Origin of the sequence: uncultured Paraglaciecola sp., from assembly GCF_913058035.1 — a bacterium.
Taxonomy (GTDB): Bacteria; Pseudomonadota; Gammaproteobacteria; order Enterobacterales; family Alteromonadaceae; genus Paraglaciecola.
Map to the genome: position 1 here is coordinate 1 of NZ_CAJXPA010000023.1, position 19,417 is coordinate 19,417.

At 38.5% G+C, this 19,417-nt stretch carries 17 protein-coding genes; 6 read left to right on the forward strand and 11 right to left on the reverse strand.

All coding sequences use genetic code 11. The annotated features are described in order from the left end of the window. On the reverse strand, nt 1–192 hold a 192-nt coding region (locus tag QZ562_RS04915; protein ID WP_293757517.1), incomplete at its 3' end, for a hypothetical protein. Here QZ562_RS04915 and cysD point away from each other — a divergent pair. From cysD to QZ562_RS04945, 6 genes are all read left to right on the forward strand, one after another. Next, the gene (cysD, locus tag QZ562_RS04920; RefSeq protein WP_293757521.1) at nt 191–1,105 is read left to right on the forward strand and encodes a sulfate adenylyltransferase subunit CysD; all 915 of its coding nucleotides are present in this window, start codon (nt 191–193) and stop codon (nt 1,103–1,105) included. The genes QZ562_RS04915 and cysD overlap by 2 nt on opposite strands. Next, complete coding sequence (gene cysC, locus QZ562_RS04925; RefSeq protein WP_293757523.1) at nt 1,105–1,701, forward strand: adenylyl-sulfate kinase; 597 nt, start codon at nt 1,105–1,107, stop codon at nt 1,699–1,701. The genes cysD and cysC overlap by 1 nt, the downstream gene beginning before the upstream one ends. Beyond that, a complete protein-coding gene (cysQ, locus tag QZ562_RS04930) occupies nt 1,701–2,489 on the forward strand; it encodes a 3'(2'),5'-bisphosphate nucleotidase CysQ (protein ID WP_293757525.1) in 789 nt (262 codons plus the stop codon). Before cysC ends, cysQ begins: the two co-directional genes overlap by 1 nt. 2 nt (nt 2,490–2,491) lie before the next feature. After that, on the forward strand, nt 2,492–3,898 hold the full coding sequence (cysN, locus tag QZ562_RS04935; RefSeq protein ID WP_293757527.1) for a sulfate adenylyltransferase subunit CysN: 1,407 nt from the start codon (nt 2,492–2,494) through the stop codon (nt 3,896–3,898). 32 nt (nt 3,899–3,930) lie between these two features. Further along, nucleotides 3,931–5,658: an SLC13 family permease gene (locus tag QZ562_RS04940; RefSeq protein ID WP_293757529.1), complete on the forward strand. Its 1,728-nt coding sequence runs from the start codon at nt 3,931–3,933 to the stop codon at nt 5,656–5,658. Nucleotides 5,659–6,298: 640 nt separating this feature from the next. Continuing rightward, a complete protein-coding gene (locus tag QZ562_RS04945; protein WP_293757531.1) occupies nt 6,299–7,042 on the forward strand; it encodes a class I SAM-dependent methyltransferase in 744 nt (247 codons plus the stop codon). Nucleotides 7,043–7,635: 593 nt separating this feature from the next. Here QZ562_RS04945 and QZ562_RS04950 read toward each other — a convergent pair. The 10 genes from QZ562_RS04950 to QZ562_RS04995 form a co-directional block, all read right to left on the reverse strand. Further along, on the reverse strand, nt 7,636–7,884 hold the full coding sequence (locus QZ562_RS04950; RefSeq protein ID WP_293757533.1) for a DUF3297 family protein: 249 nt from the start codon (nt 7,882–7,884) through the stop codon (nt 7,636–7,638). Nucleotides 7,885–8,867: 983 nt separating this feature from the next. Further along, on the reverse strand, nt 8,868–9,575 hold the full coding sequence (locus tag QZ562_RS04955) for an SDR family oxidoreductase (protein ID WP_293757535.1): 708 nt from the start codon (nt 9,573–9,575) through the stop codon (nt 8,868–8,870). A 483-nt stretch (nt 9,576–10,058) separates the two neighbouring features. Beyond that, complete coding sequence (gene rluF / locus QZ562_RS04960) at nt 10,059–10,802, reverse strand: 23S rRNA pseudouridine(2604) synthase RluF (RefSeq protein ID WP_293757537.1); 744 nt, start codon at nt 10,800–10,802, stop codon at nt 10,059–10,061. 3 nt (nt 10,803–10,805) lie between these two features. Then, complete coding sequence (locus QZ562_RS04965) at nt 10,806–13,616, reverse strand: DUF349 domain-containing protein (protein ID WP_293757539.1); 2,811 nt, start codon at nt 13,614–13,616, stop codon at nt 10,806–10,808. Nucleotide 13,617: 1 nt separating this feature from the next. Then, on the reverse strand, nt 13,618–13,899 hold the full coding sequence (locus QZ562_RS04970) for a DUF1315 family protein (protein ID WP_293757541.1): 282 nt from the start codon (nt 13,897–13,899) through the stop codon (nt 13,618–13,620). A 2-nt stretch (nt 13,900–13,901) separates the two neighbouring features. After that, nucleotides 13,902–14,228 carry a hypothetical protein gene (locus QZ562_RS04975; RefSeq protein ID WP_293757543.1) on the reverse strand — a complete coding sequence of 109 codons (327 nt, stop codon included), beginning with the start codon at nt 14,226–14,228 and terminating at the stop codon, nt 13,902–13,904. Nucleotides 14,229–14,315: 87 nt separating this feature from the next. Next, a complete protein-coding gene (locus QZ562_RS04980) occupies nt 14,316–15,986 on the reverse strand; it encodes an AGCS family amino acid carrier protein (RefSeq protein WP_293757545.1) in 1,671 nt (556 codons plus the stop codon). A 120-nt stretch (nt 15,987–16,106) separates the two neighbouring features. Next, nucleotides 16,107–17,234: a M14-type cytosolic carboxypeptidase gene (locus tag QZ562_RS04985; RefSeq protein WP_293757552.1), complete on the reverse strand. Its 1,128-nt coding sequence runs from the start codon at nt 17,232–17,234 to the stop codon at nt 16,107–16,109. A 72-nt stretch (nt 17,235–17,306) separates the two neighbouring features. Then, nucleotides 17,307–17,828: a redoxin family protein gene (locus tag QZ562_RS04990; protein ID WP_293757554.1), complete on the reverse strand. Its 522-nt coding sequence runs from the start codon at nt 17,826–17,828 to the stop codon at nt 17,307–17,309. Nucleotides 17,829–17,911: 83 nt separating this feature from the next. Then, nucleotides 17,912–19,375, reverse strand: a complete 1,464-nt coding sequence (locus tag QZ562_RS04995; RefSeq protein ID WP_293757556.1) for a glyceraldehyde-3-phosphate dehydrogenase — start codon at nt 19,373–19,375, stop codon at nt 17,912–17,914. Nucleotides 19,376–19,417 lie beyond the last annotated feature (42 nt).

Below are 19,417 nucleotides of genomic sequence, written 5' to 3' on the forward strand. Positions count from 1 at the left end.
TGTGAGACGTATATTCGGACGAGTATTAAGACCAGCATCACGACAGGCACGTATCATTAGAGGAGTGCTAAGATATTCGTTACTAATGATTTGTTGATAAATCATGCGTCCAACAAGTACATCACTATCCTCTTCGTCGGCGGCGTCAGAGGTGTATAAGAGACAGAAACTAACTTTGTGTGAGAAAGCCATGTCTAACTCGATCCCTACAGTGACCCATTTAAAACAACTCGAAGCGGAAAGTATTCATATCTTCCGTGAAGTAGCGGCTGAATTCGACAATCCAGTGATGTTATATTCTGTGGGTAAGGATTCTTCAGTGTTATTACACCTAGCTCGAAAAGCTTTTGCGCCCGGGAAAATACCTTTTCCATTATTACATGTTGATACCACATGGAAATTCCACGAAATGATTTCATTCCGTGACGAGATAGCCAAAAAACATGATCTCAACCTACTGGTGCATATTAATCAAGAAGGTGTAAAGATGAATGTTGGTCCGTTTAGCCATGGTAGTTCTAAACATACTGACATAATGAAGACCCAATCTTTAAAACAAGCACTGAACCATTATAAGTTTGATGCGGCTTTTGGTGGCGCCAGGCGCGACGAAGAAAAGTCTCGTGCCAAAGAGCGTGTTTATTCTTTCCGCGATGAGAATCACAGATGGGATCCTAAAAATCAACGACCAGAATTATGGAACGTCTACAACGCACAAATTAATAAAGGTGAAAGCATTCGTGTTTTCCCTATGTCCAACTGGACTGAGCTAGATATTTGGCAATATATCTACATGGAAAACATAGATATCCCCTCATTGTATTTAGCAAAACCTCGTCCAGTAGTTAAGCGCGATGGCGTGTACTTTATGGTTGACGATGACCGCATGCCAATGAAAGAAGGAGAGATTCCTGAAATGCGTTCAGTACGTTTTAGAACTCTGGGATGTTACCCATTAACGGGAGCAGTCGAATCTACAGCGGCTACATTACCAGAAGTGATACAAGAGATGTTACTGACTAAGACTTCCGAGCGTCAAGGCCGAGTCATTGACCATGATTCATCAGGTTCCATGGAAAAGAAAAAAATGGAAGGATATTTTTAATGGCAACTAACATAGTGTGGCATCAGCACGATGTTGATAAAGCTCGGAGGGCACAGGCAAAAAGTCAAAAACCTTGTGTGTTGTGGCTAACAGGTTTAAGTGGTTCAGGGAAATCTACAATTGCTAATTTACTAGAAAAAAAATTGGCAGAACACGGTAAACATACTTACTTACTGGATGGCGATAACGTACGCCACGGGTTGTGTGGTGATTTAACTTTTAGTGATAAAGACAGAGTGGAAAATATTAGACGAATAGGTGAAGTGTCTAAACTTTTTGTCGATGCAGGCACAATAGTACTGACCGCTTTTATTTCTCCTTTTAAAGCTGAAAGAGACTTTTGTCGGAACTTGTTAAGTGATGGTGAATTTATCGAAATATTTATTGATACACCTATAGAGGAATGTGAAAAACGCGATCCTAAAGGGCTGTATCAAAAAGCTAGACAAGGTGACATTAAAGACTTTACTGGTATCGACTCCCCTTACGAAGCGCCAGAAAAAGCAGAAATTATTTTAACTTTTTCTGGACAAACAGCTGAACAATCTGCTGAGAAACTTTTTGACTTGTTAAAACAAAAAGGGATTGTAGCTTAATGTTAAACGAACAACTTATTGAAAATATTGTTGCTATCAGTCATCAAGCGGGTGACAAAATTATGGACATCTATCAAAACGACTTTGCTATTTATGAAAAGTCAGACAAAAGCCCATTAACTGAGGCCGACCTAGCTGCACACAACTGCATTGTCGAAGGCTTAAGTCAAGTATCACAGCTACCCATTTTATCAGAAGAGTCTGCAGAGATCTCATGGCAGGAACGGAGCACTTGGAATACCTATTGGCTAGTTGATCCACTTGATGGAACCAAAGAGTTTATTAAAAAAAATGGTGAATTCACGGTGAATATTGCGCTAATTAAAGACGGTGTACCGATTTTTGGTGTGGTATATGCGCCAGTTTTGGAACAAACCTATGTAGGTGTTTTAGGCCAAGGCGCTTATAAGATAACGGCAGGGGTAAAAGTCGACATTACTCCAAAAACTTGGACTAAAGGAGAAACATGGAAAATAGTGGGCAGTCGCTCGCACCAAAGCCATGAGATAGAGGCCTTGCTCGATTCTTTAGAGGGCGAAACAGAGTTAATTGCAATGGGCAGTTCACTTAAATTGTGTTTAGTTGCAGAAGGTGCCGCGCATCTTTATCCGCGCTTAGGTCCAACTTGTGAGTGGGATACCGGAGCGGCGCAGGCTGTTGTAGAAGCAGCCGGTGGTAAGGTAACCATAATTGAAGTTGCTACTGACGCACTAAAAGCTGATGCTCCTCCTCTAAGATACAATCAAAAAGATTCTATCTTAAATCCTTATTTCTTGGTGAGTTACTAATTATGAATAGCGAAGATACATTATTACAATCCGATATACTGGGCTATTTAGACCAGCATGAAAAGAAAGACATGTTACGTTTTTTAACTTGTGGCAGTGTTGACGATGGTAAAAGCACCTTAATAGGACGCTTATTACACGACTCCAAAATGATTTTTGAAGATCAACTAGCCGCTATTACCAAAGATAGTAAAAAAGTGGGTACTACGGGTGACAAAGTCGATTTAGCCCTATTAGTTGATGGCTTACAGTCTGAACGCGAGCAAGGTATTACGATTGATGTAGCGTACCGCTATTACTCTACCGATAAACGTAAATTTATCATTGCAGATACTCCCGGCCATGAACAATACACGCGCAACATGGTAACAGGTGCATCAAATTGTGACGTGGCAATTATCTTGATAGATGCTCGCGCAGGCGTGAAAACTCAGACCCGTCGCCACTCATTCTTAGTTTCTTTGTTGGGCATCAAACACGTTATTGTGGCAGTCAACAAAATGGACTTAAAAGACTACAGCGAAACTGTGTATGAAGAAATAAAAGCTGACTACCTACAGTTCTCAAAACAACTAGAAATTCCAGACATCCAATTTATTCCTTTGTCAGCTTTGGATGGCGACAATGTAGTCAATGTTAGCAAAAACACGCCATGGTACAAAGGTGAGACTTTGATGACCATGTTAGAACAAGTCGAAATTAATGATGACATTAATGCTGATGACTTTCGCTTTCCTGTGCAATACGTTAACCGCCCCAACCTAAATTTTCGTGGTTTTGCTGGCACGGTTGTATCTGGTCAAATTAAACCCGGCGACAATATTACTGCCCTTCCCTCAGGTAAACAGTCAAAGGTCAAAGCGCTGGTTAATTTTGAAGGGGAGCAAGATAGAGTCTATGCCCCCCTTACCACCACCATCACACTAGAAGATGAAATTGATATTTCTCGTGGTGACATGATAGTTAAAAGTGACAACTTGCCTTTGCATAGCAATACTTATAGAACAAATTTGGTATGGATGGATGAAGAAGCCATGATGCCTAACAAACAATATGGTTTTAAATTTGCGACTAAGTTTGTACCAGGTAGTGTGACTGAAGTGGAATATCAAATTGATGTAAACTCAATGGAACACAAAAATTCAGTTCGTCTAGCCTTAAATGAAATTGCCGTAGTTAAAATAAAGCTCACTCAACTCGTTGCTTGTGATCCTTATACAAAAAATCGTACCACTGGCGCTTTTATCATAATCGATAGAGTTACTAATGGCACGGTTGGAGCAGGAATGATTATTGAAGTGGCTAAAGATTCTAACGCAGGTGATTTTTCTGAGTTCGAACTGGAGTTTAACGATTTAGTTAGAAGACATTTCCCACATTGGAATGCAACTGACATCAGCAAGCTGTAGTCTATAGTCAAATTAACTAAGAATAAGACTATATGGATATTAATCAGTATCTGGTTTTAGCAATTTTTGCCGGTACTATATTGGCGCTCGTAACCACTAACGAGCGCCCTTCTTTAATTTTTGCTACTTCACTTTTAGCCTTGATTGCCAGTCAACAACTGGTCATTGGTGACGTTCTTAATAATTTCACTAACCAAGGTTTGATTACATTAGTGTTACTTCTGTTAGTTAGTTCAGCAGTGGATAAAACCTCGTTAATTAAACGTTTGGCCAGAACACTAGTCACCGCAAGTTTCAATACCAGTTACTGGCGGCTATTTGGTTTGACTTTTTTCTCTTCTGCGCTTTTGAATAACACTGCCATAGTGGCAAGCTTGATTGGTCCAGTAAAACAAAATCAATATCATCATGCATCGCGGTTACTGATCCCATTATCTTATTCAGCCATATTGGGCGGTACCGTTACACTAATTGGTACTTCGACTAACTTAATTGTGGATAGTTTTTTAATTGAACATGGTCATCCAGGTTTTAATTTTTGGGATTTCACACTTTATGGTTTAGTGGCAGGTTTGAGTTGTGGTTTGTTAATGTTTTTCATGACCCCTTTGTTACCAGAAATCGCCAATAAAAAAAACCAATATAATAGTTACTTTATCGAGGCAGACGTGGATGAAGAATGCGAGTTAATTGGCAAAAGTGTCGAAGAAAATCACCTTAGAAATTTGCCTGAGCTGTTTTTGATTGAGATCGCACGGAATGGAAAATTAATCACACCTGTTACGCCTGATATTATTATTCAGCCCAGCGACAAATTAATATTTTCTGGCAATATCCAACATGTTGGAAACTTAGACCACATCAAAGGCTTGAACCTATTTGCAGAGTCGAACGGGCTAGAACGTGAAAACCTTACAGAAGTAATTATTTCCAATCGTGCACAAATCATTGGGAAAACCTTAAAAGTGCTGGGCTTTAGAGCACTATTTGATGCTGCAGTAGTCGCGATAAGACGAGATGGCGAACCTTTATCTGGTAAGTTGGGAGAAATAAAACTTCAGCCTGGTGATTTTTTGTTATTGGCTACTGGACCAGACTTTATGCAAAGACAGAACCTCACTAAAAACTTTTTTATTCTGTCCGAAAAAAAAATGGAAACTAAACTAAGTCGAATTCAGGATTGGATTACACTGGGAGGATTCTTGATCACAGTAGCATTGGCTGCTACTTCAGTTTTAAATTTAGCCACAGGTTTAATCTTTTTTATCGCCACGTTGGTCTTAGCTGGTGTGACAACTAATAATGAAATTAAACGAAATATACCACTTAATTTAATAGTAGTAATAGTGGGGGCGCTGAGTCTTGCCACCGCTCTTGAAAAGTCAGGTTTAATACAACAAATCATGCAACTCATTGGCCCATGGGCTACTAGTGTTAGCCCAATATGGGCGCTAGTAATGGTGTATCTAGTGACTCTTATGCTCACCGAACTGGTCACCAACAATGCTGCAGCCGCGCTAATGTTTCCTTTAGCCTACGGGCTGGTTCAAACCCTAGGTGTTCCAATTATGCCATTCGCACTAGCAGTAGCATTCGCCGCCAGCGCTAGCTTTATTTCACCCTATGGCTATCAAACCAACCTACTCGTATTCAGCGCAAGTAACTATAAATTTAAACACTTTATTAAATTTGGTTTACCGATATCCATTTGTTACTCAAGTATAGTGTTAACGTTATTGGTTTTTACCTATAATCTTTAAACAGTATGTAAACTCATACTCCAACATTAGCCTAGACGGGTGTTGGTTTAAACAACCTGAATATCTCTCTCAGTCATAGTTTGTATTATTTTTCTATCGTGCAGGCAGTGACTGCAACAAGTCTCACTTTTTTACTTATCAGCAAAACTTTTGGAAAAGACAACTTAATAGCAAAATATTTGTGATACTTATCTTATATTTACTCACATTACGATGCTCCCGAATGAGAGTTATCCCTTATATACTGCCCCCCACCCCACTTTGTTTCAAAATTGACGAGTATAAAGAGCGGTACACAGAGGCATACTTGATAGATAGAAGAGTTTTAAGTGTGACTGATTACCACCTATTGATACAATCCTATTATCTATGATCTAATGCCTGCCCAAATTAGCCTTTAATTTCTGCCTTCAAAAAATTAACGTCTATGTTCATGTCATTTTTTTAAAGCTGAAATATGTACAAAAAGTGCAAAAACATAAAACAATAATGATTATTTTGATACGCAATAGAAAAAGCCGAATAAAACATTAGAAGAAAGACAGCCAGTAAAATAGTTGCCCATATCTACTTATCATAATATTCCACTTAGTTTACTATGCGTGAACAAAATAATTCAGCTTAAAAAAATTAGGAGTGTATGTCCGTCATCGCACTATATACCGACCTTTCAGATTATTACGACTTAATGTGTGTCGATATCGATTACCACACTCAAAGTAGCTGCATTCGCAGACTACATCAGCTTTTTGGTAACGACGGGTATACACATCTTGATTTAGCCTGTGGAACAGGCCCACATGTTCGTCACTTTATTAATTTTGGGTACCACAGTTTTGGTCTTGATATTAATCAACCTATGTTAGATATAGCAAAAAAACGGTGCCCCGAAGCCCACTTTTCTCTGCAAGACATGAGTGAATTTAGTGTGGCGAAACCACTCGATTTGATCACGTGTTTGTTGTACTCAATACACTACAATGATGGTATTGAAAAATTAAAAAACTGTATCGTAAGTGTTCATCAAGCGTTAAACACCAACGGTGTGTTTTGTTTTAATGTGGTCGACAAAACAAAAATCAACAACCAGTTATTCGTCAAACATACTGCTAAACAAGAGGACAATTCGTTCACTTTCAGCTCCTGCTGGCATTATTCTGGAAATGGTGACAAACAGTCTTTAAAGCTCAGCATTGAGAAAAAAAATTCTAAACAAACCCAAGTTTGGGATGATGAACATGTAATGGTTGCATTTTGCTTTGATGAGTTAATCGACATATTAAGACCATACTTTGAAGTTCATGTCTTCGAGCATGACTATGAGAGACTACTGCCCTATGGTAAGACTTCCGGAAATGCCATTTTTACTTGTGTGAAAATTTAAACTATACACCGAGTTCTCAAGAAATAATCACTCAATATCATTTGGAATGCAGATTGACTTAAGCTTTTACTCGGCTCACTTTAGGTCTTATAAGGTTATTTTAACCAATGACATGAATACCATGTTGTCTGCATTAGCGAGGCACCTTGTAATCTATAACTTGCACTGCACAAATTTGTCACCTTCAAGAGTACCCAGATTAATACATTTACTGCCTGTCAATATCCCCTATCAAAACAAGCATCTTGTTATAGACAAATTCAAACCATTCGTAACTTTAAATTTTATAATTACTCGATATTGTAACGACAATATTTTAAAGGCGCTAATAGAAAGTAGAAAATCATGACACAAAGATTATAGCTAGGTTCCATACAAACTTTTCACTGCCGCTGGTACGTTCAGAAACACTAATAGTGATACACAGGAAAACAAGAAAGACTCTCCTTTATATGGAAGAGGTATTTGATTACATTTGAATGCGAGGCTGAAAATAGTTGACTAAATTCAGCAGGTTTGAACAACTGCCTGCTGAATTTAGTTATTGTTGATTCATAGTTGTATATGTATCAATTACCATAAAGCGAAAAGATTTAGCTATAAAAAGCTTCAACCGTTCCTTTTAAAGTAATCAGAAGAGGTTGTCCCCGACGGTCTAACGCTTTAGGAGAAGGGACTTTTACCCAACCTTCACTGATACAATATTCTTCAACATTGGTGCGCTCTTTACCGTTCAAAAGAATACCAATGTTATGCTCGAAGATTTCTTCCCGATGGTGTGGGCTTTTAGGGTTACTCGAGAGGCGATCCGGTAAAGCCGGTAGCGAAGTAGTATCGTTCATGTTGATGACCTAATTTAAATAAAAGTAGCCCATTGTAGACAAAATAGAATTAACGCTCAAGAACTGCATTAGAATTTAGAGCCGTTGTTTAGTTAGCTATTTATGTTAACTATTTATGTTAACTATTTATGTTAACTATTTATGTTAACTATTTATTTAATAGTCCCTGAGATATGCAATTTAACCAGAGTTCAATATAAAGTCATGTTTTCTATGGCATCTAATGCCTGATTAACGACCCAATAAATGATTAGCCAACTATCTAACAAAAAGGTAAGAGTTAATTATTTTGAACTTTTTAAAACTTTCTTATGGCTACTTCACATTGTCAATAGCTTAAGTTACAGCCTCAATACCATGATGATGTAACCTTCATTTATGACTCGTTCAATACCTTTAAGATTGATTAAAGACCAGATTAATAAGTTCTCTTATTAGTGATTTTTTTATGTCATTATTGAGACTAAAGGCAGCGCACTTGTTTTATATGCTCATTGTTCAAACCTGTATCCATCTAAAAAAAGTATCAGAATATTTTAATGTTGGTTCACTAAGTTTATATAAAGTTTGCCTGAGCGTTAATGGCAGGTGTTAAAGTGTCAGAGGATAGGTTTGATGTGGTAAGAGGGTTAATATAAAGTAATACCGTATTTGTTATGTTGCTATGTTGTTATGTTGTTATGTTGTTTAGAGTATTTTCTACTTTTATGAAATCTACATTGCATATGTCTACGGCAGTAACTTAAGCTGCTAACTTGGCAAGAACTACAGCATTTATTCACACACTTTCAACAACTAAGAACGTTTTTCTATGGTGTATATATTTTGAATCACACCTTAGGAAGTCATTCGATAATTTGCAATAAACAGACTCTTCAGCAACAAATTTTTTACCATATATAGTAAATTTTTAATTATTTTCAGGGCCGGGGTAAAGTAAATTATTAGTCATGGACAAAACAAGTAACTGTTGTGGCTTTTTTTTAGTAAGCGAGTTCATCACCACTAAAGTCATAAAACGTCCCTGAATGACTAATAGACAAAAGACTAACCACTTTCATTATTCCAAAAGCCGAATCGATAACATTTTCTTTTGCAGAGGTTCCGCCCATATCTGTTTGAACCCAACCAGGGTGAACGGCCACCACAGCAACATTACTAGCCTCAAGTTCCTTCGAAAGATTCACCACAAGCATATTAGCTGCTGCTTTAGACATTCGATAACCATACCAAGACACAGCTTGTTCTTTTGACAAAGATCCCATAGCAGAAGAAACAATAACTATCTTAGATAAACGACTTTTATTCAATAAAGGTAAAAGACAATGTGTTAAAAATAATGGACCAAGCGAATTCACTTTAAAGCTCATTTCAGCATCAGCATAATTAATAAATTGGATACTCTGGTTTTCTCGATCTAAATATCCAGCATTATTCACTATTAGATCAATGACTACATTTTGCTCACTAAGTTTATTCGCTAAACGCTCAATCTGTTCAGGACAGGTAATGTCCATTGATTCAATGAACAACTTACCTGAATACTCATCATTTAATGAAATTAACTTGGCGTTCCTATTTTTGTCTCTACAGGTAGCAATAACTATGCACCCATTAATAAGGTATTGCCTAGTAAGTTCGAAACCAATACCTCTATTTGCACCCGTAATTAATACAACTACATCACTCATCATGGACCTATAAATTTAATCTCTCAAACAGCAGAAAACTTGAAAATACAAGGAATACATCTATCGTAACCAAACGTCTCTATAAATTCAGTAAAACAATAGACTAAAACATCTACAATGACGTTTATTTAAAGATAATCGATAGGTAGCACCGATTCTTTCGGTTACTTTATCCAACCAAAACGAAAGATTAGCCACCCATGTGGTGAATTTAACAGGAAAACGTCCAAAGCTCACAGGCGCGCCAAGTACAAGTTGAGTATGTTGATGGCAACTTGCGCTTACAAGGGCTAAATATACATGTTGAATAAAATTTGCCTCATAAGTCAATAATGATATGACCAACGAGTGGAGCTTTGTCCTTTATCTTGTTGCGATGTGCAAAAATAATACAGATAAAAAGGATCTTACTTGAAAAACTAGCCTCGCGTCGGCTGATACAAGAGTGCATGCTAGTTAGTATATAAATTTTATAAAAAAGACTCACTCTGGAGTTTTAGAAGAGCCCTCAACAGCAATATTAATCTCAGCCATCTCTTCAATAGTTAAATCTCGCCACTGCCCAACTTTCAAACCGGCTAACCTAACAGACATAATTCGGGTGCGTTTAAGCCTCACCACTTCATACCCCAAGTATTCACACATTCGACGAATTTGCCGATTTAAACCTTGTGTCAGCACGATGCGAAATACCATTTTACTCTGCATAGTTACAAGACACGGCTTAGTCACTGTATCTAATATTGGAATTCCATTGGCCATCTTTTGAATAAATTTTTCTGTTAAAGGCCGGCTAACTGTCACCACATATTCTTTATCATGTGCGTTTTCAGCGCGAAGAATTTTATTGACGATATCACCATCACTGGTCAAAAAGATTAGACCTTCGGACGGTTTGTCTAAGCGCCCGATAGGAAAAATTCTTTGTTTATGACCTATAGCATCCACAATATTACCTTTGATATGTAACTCAGTTGTGCAAGTGATGCCTTCAGGCTTATGATAAGCAATATACACGCGGTCAGCTTTGTCGGTGGCACTGGCTTGAATATGTTTTCCGTCAACAGTCACCAAATCTCCAGGTGCCACTTTAGTGCCTAATTCAGGGATATTGTTATTTATTCTAACTCTTTGCTGTTCAATTAATTTATCTGCTTCACGCCTGGAGCTGAAGCCTGAGTCACTAATAAATTTATTCAGCCGTATCAATATAAGTTTATCTTCCATATATCAACTCACAAACAAAGGTTCAATTCGTTTAAGCAAGGTGATGTCACTTTCACTTAATGTGCCCGCTCTAATCCAATCTTTGAGTAATGAAGACAAATTGAGACTATCTCCAGACTGCAGTTTTTGAGCCATTAATTGCATTTGAATGGATTGACGCTTTTCAGTATCTTTTACAGGGGAGTCCTGCTGGCTCACTATTTCCATTTTAATAGTCAAATCATGCCGTTCAGTATTATCACTTAACTCACGAAAACATTGTTGCCACACCTTACCCAACGTAGCTACCTCACCTGGTAACTCGCTGTCCGTTCGCCACATTTTTAAAACATTAAACAAATCTTGATAAGCTTGGTTTTTAGCAGATTTAACCAAGGCTGTTAGTTTTAAATGCTGTTGCTCAACAAGTGTTTGGACGCGCTGTTCCAATGCCTTTCGTTCAGGCGGCGGTAAATCGGTTATGCCCTCAATAGTAGTTTGTTTATCCTGCAAAGCATTTTGCACACTGGCCTTATCATCAGCGATGCTGAGAGATATCTCAAGCTGTGAAACTTGCTCTTTAACCGATGCCACTTTTTGTTTTAGTTGTGTTTGCTCTTGTTGACTCGCCTCTGCTTTTTTGGCGAATAAACTATCATTAACTTTCCTAAAAGCAGGCCATAACTCGGCTTCGGCTCTTTTGCCAGCATGGTCAATGGTTTTCCATACCTGTTGAAGCCTCTTCGCTTGTTCTATCGCGTCATTGACCGACTCCAATTCAAGCAATTGCTCTGCTTTTGCTAAGAGAGCTTGCTTCTGATCCGCGTTAGCTTGATAGAAGGCTGACACTTTATCCCTAAGTGGGTTGAGTGCTTTTTGATAGCTATCATACAAAGCATTGCGTAGCTTAAAATCTACCTCACCGATATTTTTCCATTTTTGTTGAACACTTCTTAATGTTTTAGACAGGTCGGTGGCCCCACTGTGTTGTTCACCTAGGGTTTCTATCTCAGTTAAAACTTGCTGCTTAGCTAACATGTTTTGCGCACGTTGATTTTGTTGCTGCTCATAAAATTCTCGGCATGGTGCAAAAGCCTTTTCAATTTCGGTTTCAAAGGCAACATTTAAAGCATTGTCAGATTCAGTATCTGTTTTTCCCAAACTATTCCATTGATAGCGTAAAGACTTAACGGCATTTGCATGCTTATCAATTTCCAAAGGGGTCGTTATCAACGCTTGCACTTCAATTAACAGCGCTGGCTTTCGAGGGGCAGCGATGTAATCTTGCCAATCTTTTAAGTTTTCTATTTGTTCTTTAACAGTAATGAAGTTTCGTTCTAATTGCTCTTGTTGTTTCTCAGGCAAAACACTGAACCAGTTTTGTACCTTTTGATACAACACCATTGCAGTTTTGTACTTACCTTGATTAATGAGGCTTTCAACAGCTCTCAACTTGTTTCTAACGCGTGAAGCTTCAGTATCTAACTGATTTTGTAGTACTTTTATTGCATGTTGCCAAAGCTTCAGGCGTTCGTTCCACTGTTTTGACAAGGCGGCTGGTATATGCGCCTGATACCGAGTAACAGTATTACGCCATACTTGTTTTTGTTCTTTGATATATTCATGGGCTGCTTCAATTTGGCTGGCATCATCTGGTAATGTTAGGCCTATAAAATTTTCTAATAAAGTCTGACCCAAATGGATAGCCTGTTGAAAATCAGGAAGATTTTTCAATATATTTAAATTAGACAATAATTGATTATTTAATTTTTCTAAATCTCTATGAGCAGCATGATTACTTGCTGGTAGCTGTTTGGTCAGGCTATTTAAAGTGTCAATATGTTGGTTAATTGCGAGCAAAAAACCATCTACCTCTGACGAACTGATAGCACTGATCCGCGTTGCTAATTGTGCAGACACTTCCAGCAAGCTTTGCTCAGATTCAACGAGTAATGAATCCATGCTTTGCTTTAAAGCCATGTCAGCTTGTTTTGCTTGCCATTTGGGTTTTAGCAATGCAACAGCGCGTTCAACACGGGTCGTTATATCTGTATATTTATGCTCAATTTCAATACGTTTCAGTTCTGGTAAACAAGAAAAAAAGTTTGAAAGGTTTGAATACTGCTGAGTCAGGTCTGCCGCTTGCTGTTGAATGTGCAATAAATCGTTGTGATCTTTTAAAGCTAGCAAGCGAGACAATATCATTTTCACTTGAAGCTCAACTTCAACTGGCTTTTGTTCTGCCACTAACCAGTCTTGAAGTGTCGCATTGGCCAACTTTGACAGTACGCTTGAAGATGTCTTTTTTTGAAGCTTAGTAAGTAACTTACGCGAGTGCACACTATCTGTCAGACTTTGTAAGATAGCGGTTTGAAGGACCTCATTTTGTGAATCAAATAATATTTTATCTTGCAGTTGCGACTTATCTACTTTTTGTAATAACTGCATCGCAAGTTCAGTATCTTTTTGTACCCATTGTTGCCCAAGCAATTTTTCAATTAAACGCGTATCACGGGTTTCAAGAATAAATTGTCGCTTTTCTTGCTCTGTTAATATTTTGTTTTGCCCATCAAACAAAATGTTCTCAACAAACTGTTGAGACTTTTTTTGGACTCTTTCATTTTTGGCAATCTCTGACATCTTGTACCAAAGTACAAAACTATCAAGTTTTTGCAAGGCAGCTAAACTAACACCCGCATCTGAGTCGTTAAAAGCTAATTCATGCAGAACAGATTTTTGTTGAGGGTTTTCTTTACTAAGATTTTCTATTGCTTGGATACGTACCTGAGGATCAGGATTTTGGTGTTTGGAACGAAAAAGGTGCTTAAAAATCATCCTACTTAAACCGCGCTATTGTTTGAATGTTATTGGAATCTTGTTTGAGTTCTTGCAGAAGTGACTCACGACTTCGATGAACAATTTCACCATCTGCACCCACTGTCATATGCTGGTCTGATTTAAGCACTTTTGCCTGATAAATCATCACCGCCTTCATGGATGTTTCCCGTTGCTGCTCTGTCAGCGGCGAACCGTCTAGCCATTTACCTGTTTCTACTGCTTGCAGTAATTTTTGATAAATAGGCTCAGACATCGAGGTTAATAACGCTGTACTATCCATTTTTAATCCGACCTTTTTAAAAATACCAAACGAACACGATTAACTATATACCAAACAAATCCAACCAAAGTCAGACCGATTGCAATGTTATATTGCAATCCACCCGGTATCGCACCACCCCAATACATAAATCCGAAGCCTGCCACAAACAAAAGCATAGCTAGCATAGACTGCATTTGAACACTTTGACTTTTTAGATACTTATTCAAACTTTTTTTGCGTTCGATATCTTCTGCGTCAGCTGTGCCTATAGATAAACCACAGTGCTGACAATTTTTTGTTTTATCTGATATTTTATTACTACAAGAAGGGCAATCTACTAGTGCCATATCTTTTACTCCAAACTTACGTAATGAGTATTCGAATTAAAACACAAAAGCGCGGCAAGTCGCCGCGCTTCGTAAAATATCGAAAGACTACTTATTTTCTTTATTAAACTTGACCCAGTATTCTTCGACCGACTCTTTCATTTCTTTGCGTAACAAAAATATACCAAAAAGATTTGGTAACGTCATTACCACTATGGCCACCGCAGAAAGTGTCCATACCAAAGTGGTATCTGAAACTGCAGCCCAGACAAATGCTGCGACATACACTACTCGGTATGGCATAACTGACCGCGGACCTAACAAATAAGTCATAGCTCTATCACCATAATATGACCATGCGATAGCAGTAGAAAATGCAAACAGTAACAACCCAATCGAGACGATATATTTACCAGATTCACCAAAAAAACCTTTAGTAAATGCTAAAGCCGTGAGGCTGGCTGAATGGATCAACGACTCACCTCTTACAATAATATTATCTTTAAGAAGATTGCCATCCACTACCTTAAGGGTACCTGTGTAACTGTCATCTAGATCACCCAACGAAAAAACAACATTATCAGCAAATGAACGGGCATTAAAAATAGTAAAGCCTTGACTTACGGCCTTACCATTAACAACTTGTATCTCACCGTTAAATTGAGTAACACCGTGGCCTTCGACATCATTAATATATGCATAAAGAGTTTGTCTATCTGATTCGTCCGTTTCTACATAATCACCCGCTAATATGTACATGTCAGTTCTGTCAAAGGTATTAACATGCTTGTCTTTCCAAACGCCAGACGAAAGAATAACCAATCCCGTTATAGTACATATAAGGATAGTGTCGATAAATGGCTCGAGAATAGACACCATACCTTCGGCCACGGGCTCATCAGTTTTTGCAGCAGCGTGGGCTATTGGTGCAGATCCCTGACCTGCTTCATTTGAAAACAGGCCTCTGTTGACTCCTCGGTTAAAGGCATAAGCGATGGTCGCACCTAAAAATCCACCAGTAGCAGCTGAACCTGTGAACACATCTGAAAACACAGAGGCAAAAGCGGGCCCAACGTTTTCGAGATTGGCAAAAATAACGGTAAACGCACCAATAATATAAATTAAGGCCATAATAGGCACTATCTTTGAAGTAACAGCCGCAATACGTGTAATACCACCTAAGATAACTAAGGCTAAAAGTATTCCAAGCACACTGCCTACTATTAGCGGATCAAAACCGAAAGTTGCTTCAATACTAGTGGCAATACTGTTGCTTTGTGGAAGATTACCGGTACCAAACGAACTAATAACAGTAGCAATAGCGAACGCTACGGCTAACCATTTCATATTTAAACGTTTGTCCATGTAATACATGGGACCACCAGCCATAGTGCCGTCTGGTGTTTTATCACGATACTTGTGCGATAACGTCACTTCAACAAACTTGGTTGTCATACCAAAAAAAGCCGTTGCCCACATCCAAAATAATGCTGCAGGTCCACCTAAAAATAATGCAAATGCAACACCACCAATATTACCTGTACCAACCGTACCCGAAAGTGCGGTGGTTAAGGCCCTAAAATGCGTGGTATCACCCGGCGCATCAGCTTTGTCATATTTACCTGTTACGACCTTCCAAGCGTGTTTGAAATAACGAACCTGTGGAAATTTTAAGTATATAGTAAAAAATAGGCCTGTACCCAACAACACATAAGGGAACCACCAAGCGCCCCCCAACATGCCATCCATCGATTTCAGTAAATTATGAAAAGCTTCCAACTGTTTTCCCCTTAATTATTATTGTGTTTATTATTAGTATTATTATTTTTTAATTTTGTAGAGTCTCAACTAAATGAGAGTCTCAACTAAATGAAAGTCTCAACTAAATGAAAGTCTCAACTAACGAAGCATATCAACTACTGCACGCATGGCAATCAATACGTCTTCACCCATTTGTTTACAACGAGCTGGTGACCAACCATAGGCTGGGTCTGGCAAATTAATATTGTCTTTAAACGGCATTTCCAAAGTATAAGACAAACAATCGAATTCATGTCCTATCGCATTAGCCGCAACGGTTAAATTAGCCTTTTTAGGCTCATCTTTATCATAACCAAACTCATCTTGAAACTCTGGTGTAGCGGTCATCAAGGTAGCTTTAAATGTCTCTTCAAGGTTTTTCAAACGGTCATTATAATTTGGATTGCCCTCACAGCCCGCAACAAAATTATATGGTAAAGCTTCATCTCCATGCACATCTAACAACATATCAACACCCACTGACTGCATTTTTTGTTTCACCAAAAATACTTCAGGGCTATTTTCCATGCTAGGCGATTGCCATTCACGGTTTAAATTCACCCCCTTGGCATTGGTACGAAGATGGCCACGCACCGAGCCATCTGGGTTCATATTGGGCACAACATAAAACACAGCCTTGCTGAGCAGCAAACGTGATAATCCATCATCCTCATCCAACAAACGCTCTAGAAAACCTTCAATCAACCACTCGGCCATGGTTTCGCCGGGATGTTGACGTGCTGTCACCCATATCGCTTTTTTACCTTCTTCTGGTTGACCTACTACCAGCAAAGACATATCTCTTGCGTCTAAAGTTGCACCTAAATACTCTTGACGACAATCGGGTGAGTTTTGAGCCCAGCTGAGTAAATCTAAGTGACGCTCGTAGCTATAAGGAGCAAAATAAGCATAATAAATGTGCTCAAACTCAGGCGTATGCTCAATGGTTAAGGTATCACCATCAAATTCACAATCGACTCTAAACCACTCTTGTCTGTCATAGGAAGCAACTGCTTGATAGTTTTGCCATCCTTCAGGATAAGCAGACTTTTTGAGGTTGATAATACTTATCTGATGGGATTTGAAGCTTTCGGTTTCTAACTTAAAATGAAACCACTGATAGAACTCTGATTGGTTATCGTTGCAAATACTAAGTTGAATATTTAATGGATCTTCTGCGTGGACTATATGGATATTTCCGCTATCAAAATTGCTGCTGATTCTCACATTTGGTTCCTATGGACATTCCCTTAAAGTAATTTATCACAGTCATTATAAAAAAGGACTATGTATGCATGTTTATCCTGAAAAAATCTGTCTTAATTTTAATCCCAATGCAGTTGAATATCCATATGCCTTGGCCAATACTTTTTGATGCTCATCTACAATATAGTATGTGGGGTAACCTTGAATTTTAAATTGTTGTTTTAACCGAGCATTCCCCAAAAAAATTTGACTGGTTAAATTTTGTTCGTTAGCAAAATCTTGGACTTCTCCTACGTGCGAATAATCGAGTGCAACTCTAACAATATTAATTTTTTCTGGGTCAAGGTACGTAAGGTTACCAATACTCAGTGAACAAACCTGACACCAGGGTGCAAAAAAATAAATTAACGTCACTTTATCAGGTTTTATTAAAGCACTGATCTGCCCATCAAGCCCCATCAGCAATTGTTTATCAACAGAAATACTACTATCAACGTCAAGCATGTTGCGCGTTTGCCACAAACTCAAAGCAAAAACAATAGCACCTAAAACAATCACATCTGTGAGCCAGATATGCCAATTAATCTGTTTTAAGTTGTTGAAAATTTTATTCAAAAGCTCGCTCTCTGTGTCCCTTGCAATAAAAACCCGCCGAAGCGGGATTTTATTGCATTAATATTCGAATCATTGTCCCACAACTACGATTTAATCGATGAAGACTCAGGCAGTGTTGGGTATACCAAGCCAGACATGTGCTGCAGTACTTTCATCACCTGACAACTGTAACCGAATTCGTTGTCATACCACACATATAAAGTGGCTCTATTGCCAGCGACTATTGTCGCTTGAGAATCGACAACTGAAGGTGCACGTGTACCCACTAAATCAGTCGATACAATCTCCTTTGATGCGGTGAAATTGATTTGATGTTGCAATGGCGAAAATAAAGCAATATCTCGTAAATATTCATTAATAGACTTTTTATCGGTCGTCTGGCCAAGATGCAAGTTCAATATTGCCAAAGATACATTGGGTGTCGGCACACGGATAGAACTACCGGTCAATTTACCTTCTAATTGAGGATAAGCTTTGGCGACAGCTGTAGCCGCCCCTGTTTCGGTAATCACCATATTTAATGGTGCACTGCGCCCACGGCGATCGCCTTTATGAAAATTATCAATCAGGTTTTGATCGTTGGTGTATGAATGCACAGTTTCAACGTGCCCACTTTCAATCACATATTTTTCATCCAGAGCTTTTAATACAGGTGTGATGGCGTTGGTGGTGCAACTTGCTGCAGACAATAACGTATCCGATGATAATATATCGTTGTCGTTTACCCCGTATACAATATTTTTAATTCCTCCTTTACCTGGAGCAGTTAATAATACTTTTTTCACACCTTTGGATCGTAAATGCTGACCAAGCCCCTCTTCATCACGCCACATGCCGGTATTGTCGACGACTATCGCTTGGTCTATACCATACTTGGTGTAATCTACTTCACTAGGACTGTTGGCATAAATAACTTGAATATAAGAGCCATTAGCTTTGATGGCGTTTTTTTCTATATCAATGGTTATGCTGCCATTAAAAGGACCATGAACAGAATCACGGCGTAATAGACTGGCACGCTTTTCTAGGTCACCCTCTTTACCTCCTCGCACTACTATCGCTTTTAAACGTAATTTATTATTGGTACCTTGTCTTTCAATCAGCAATCTAGCTAGCAATCGGCCGATGCGCCCAAAGCCATATAACACTACATCTTGAGCTTGCTGCTCGTCTTTTACATCAATAATACTGTGTAATTGTTGTGTCAGATAATCTTCAACTGATACGTTTTTAAATGATGGATCATAATGATATGTGTAAGCTAATTTACCTAAATCAATATGCGCAGGCGCTAGTTTCATTTTATTCAGAGATTCAAGCAATGGCCAACTTTCTCTAAGACGCAATTTCTGCTTTTCTTTGAGTCTTACCGTTCGATGAGCCTTGATAATTTCTATCGCACTGGCGCCTAATAATGGACGTCCATATACCGATATTTCGATCGCTCTGTTTCGGTAGAGCTTACCCAGAATAGGTTGCATTTGCTCAGCAAACTCTTGCCTTTCTTGCCAACTTCCTAATAGTTCCTGCTCTAATTGTTGATTCATAAATTAGTGTCCAATTTCCAAGAGTCATACCAAATTTGCAGG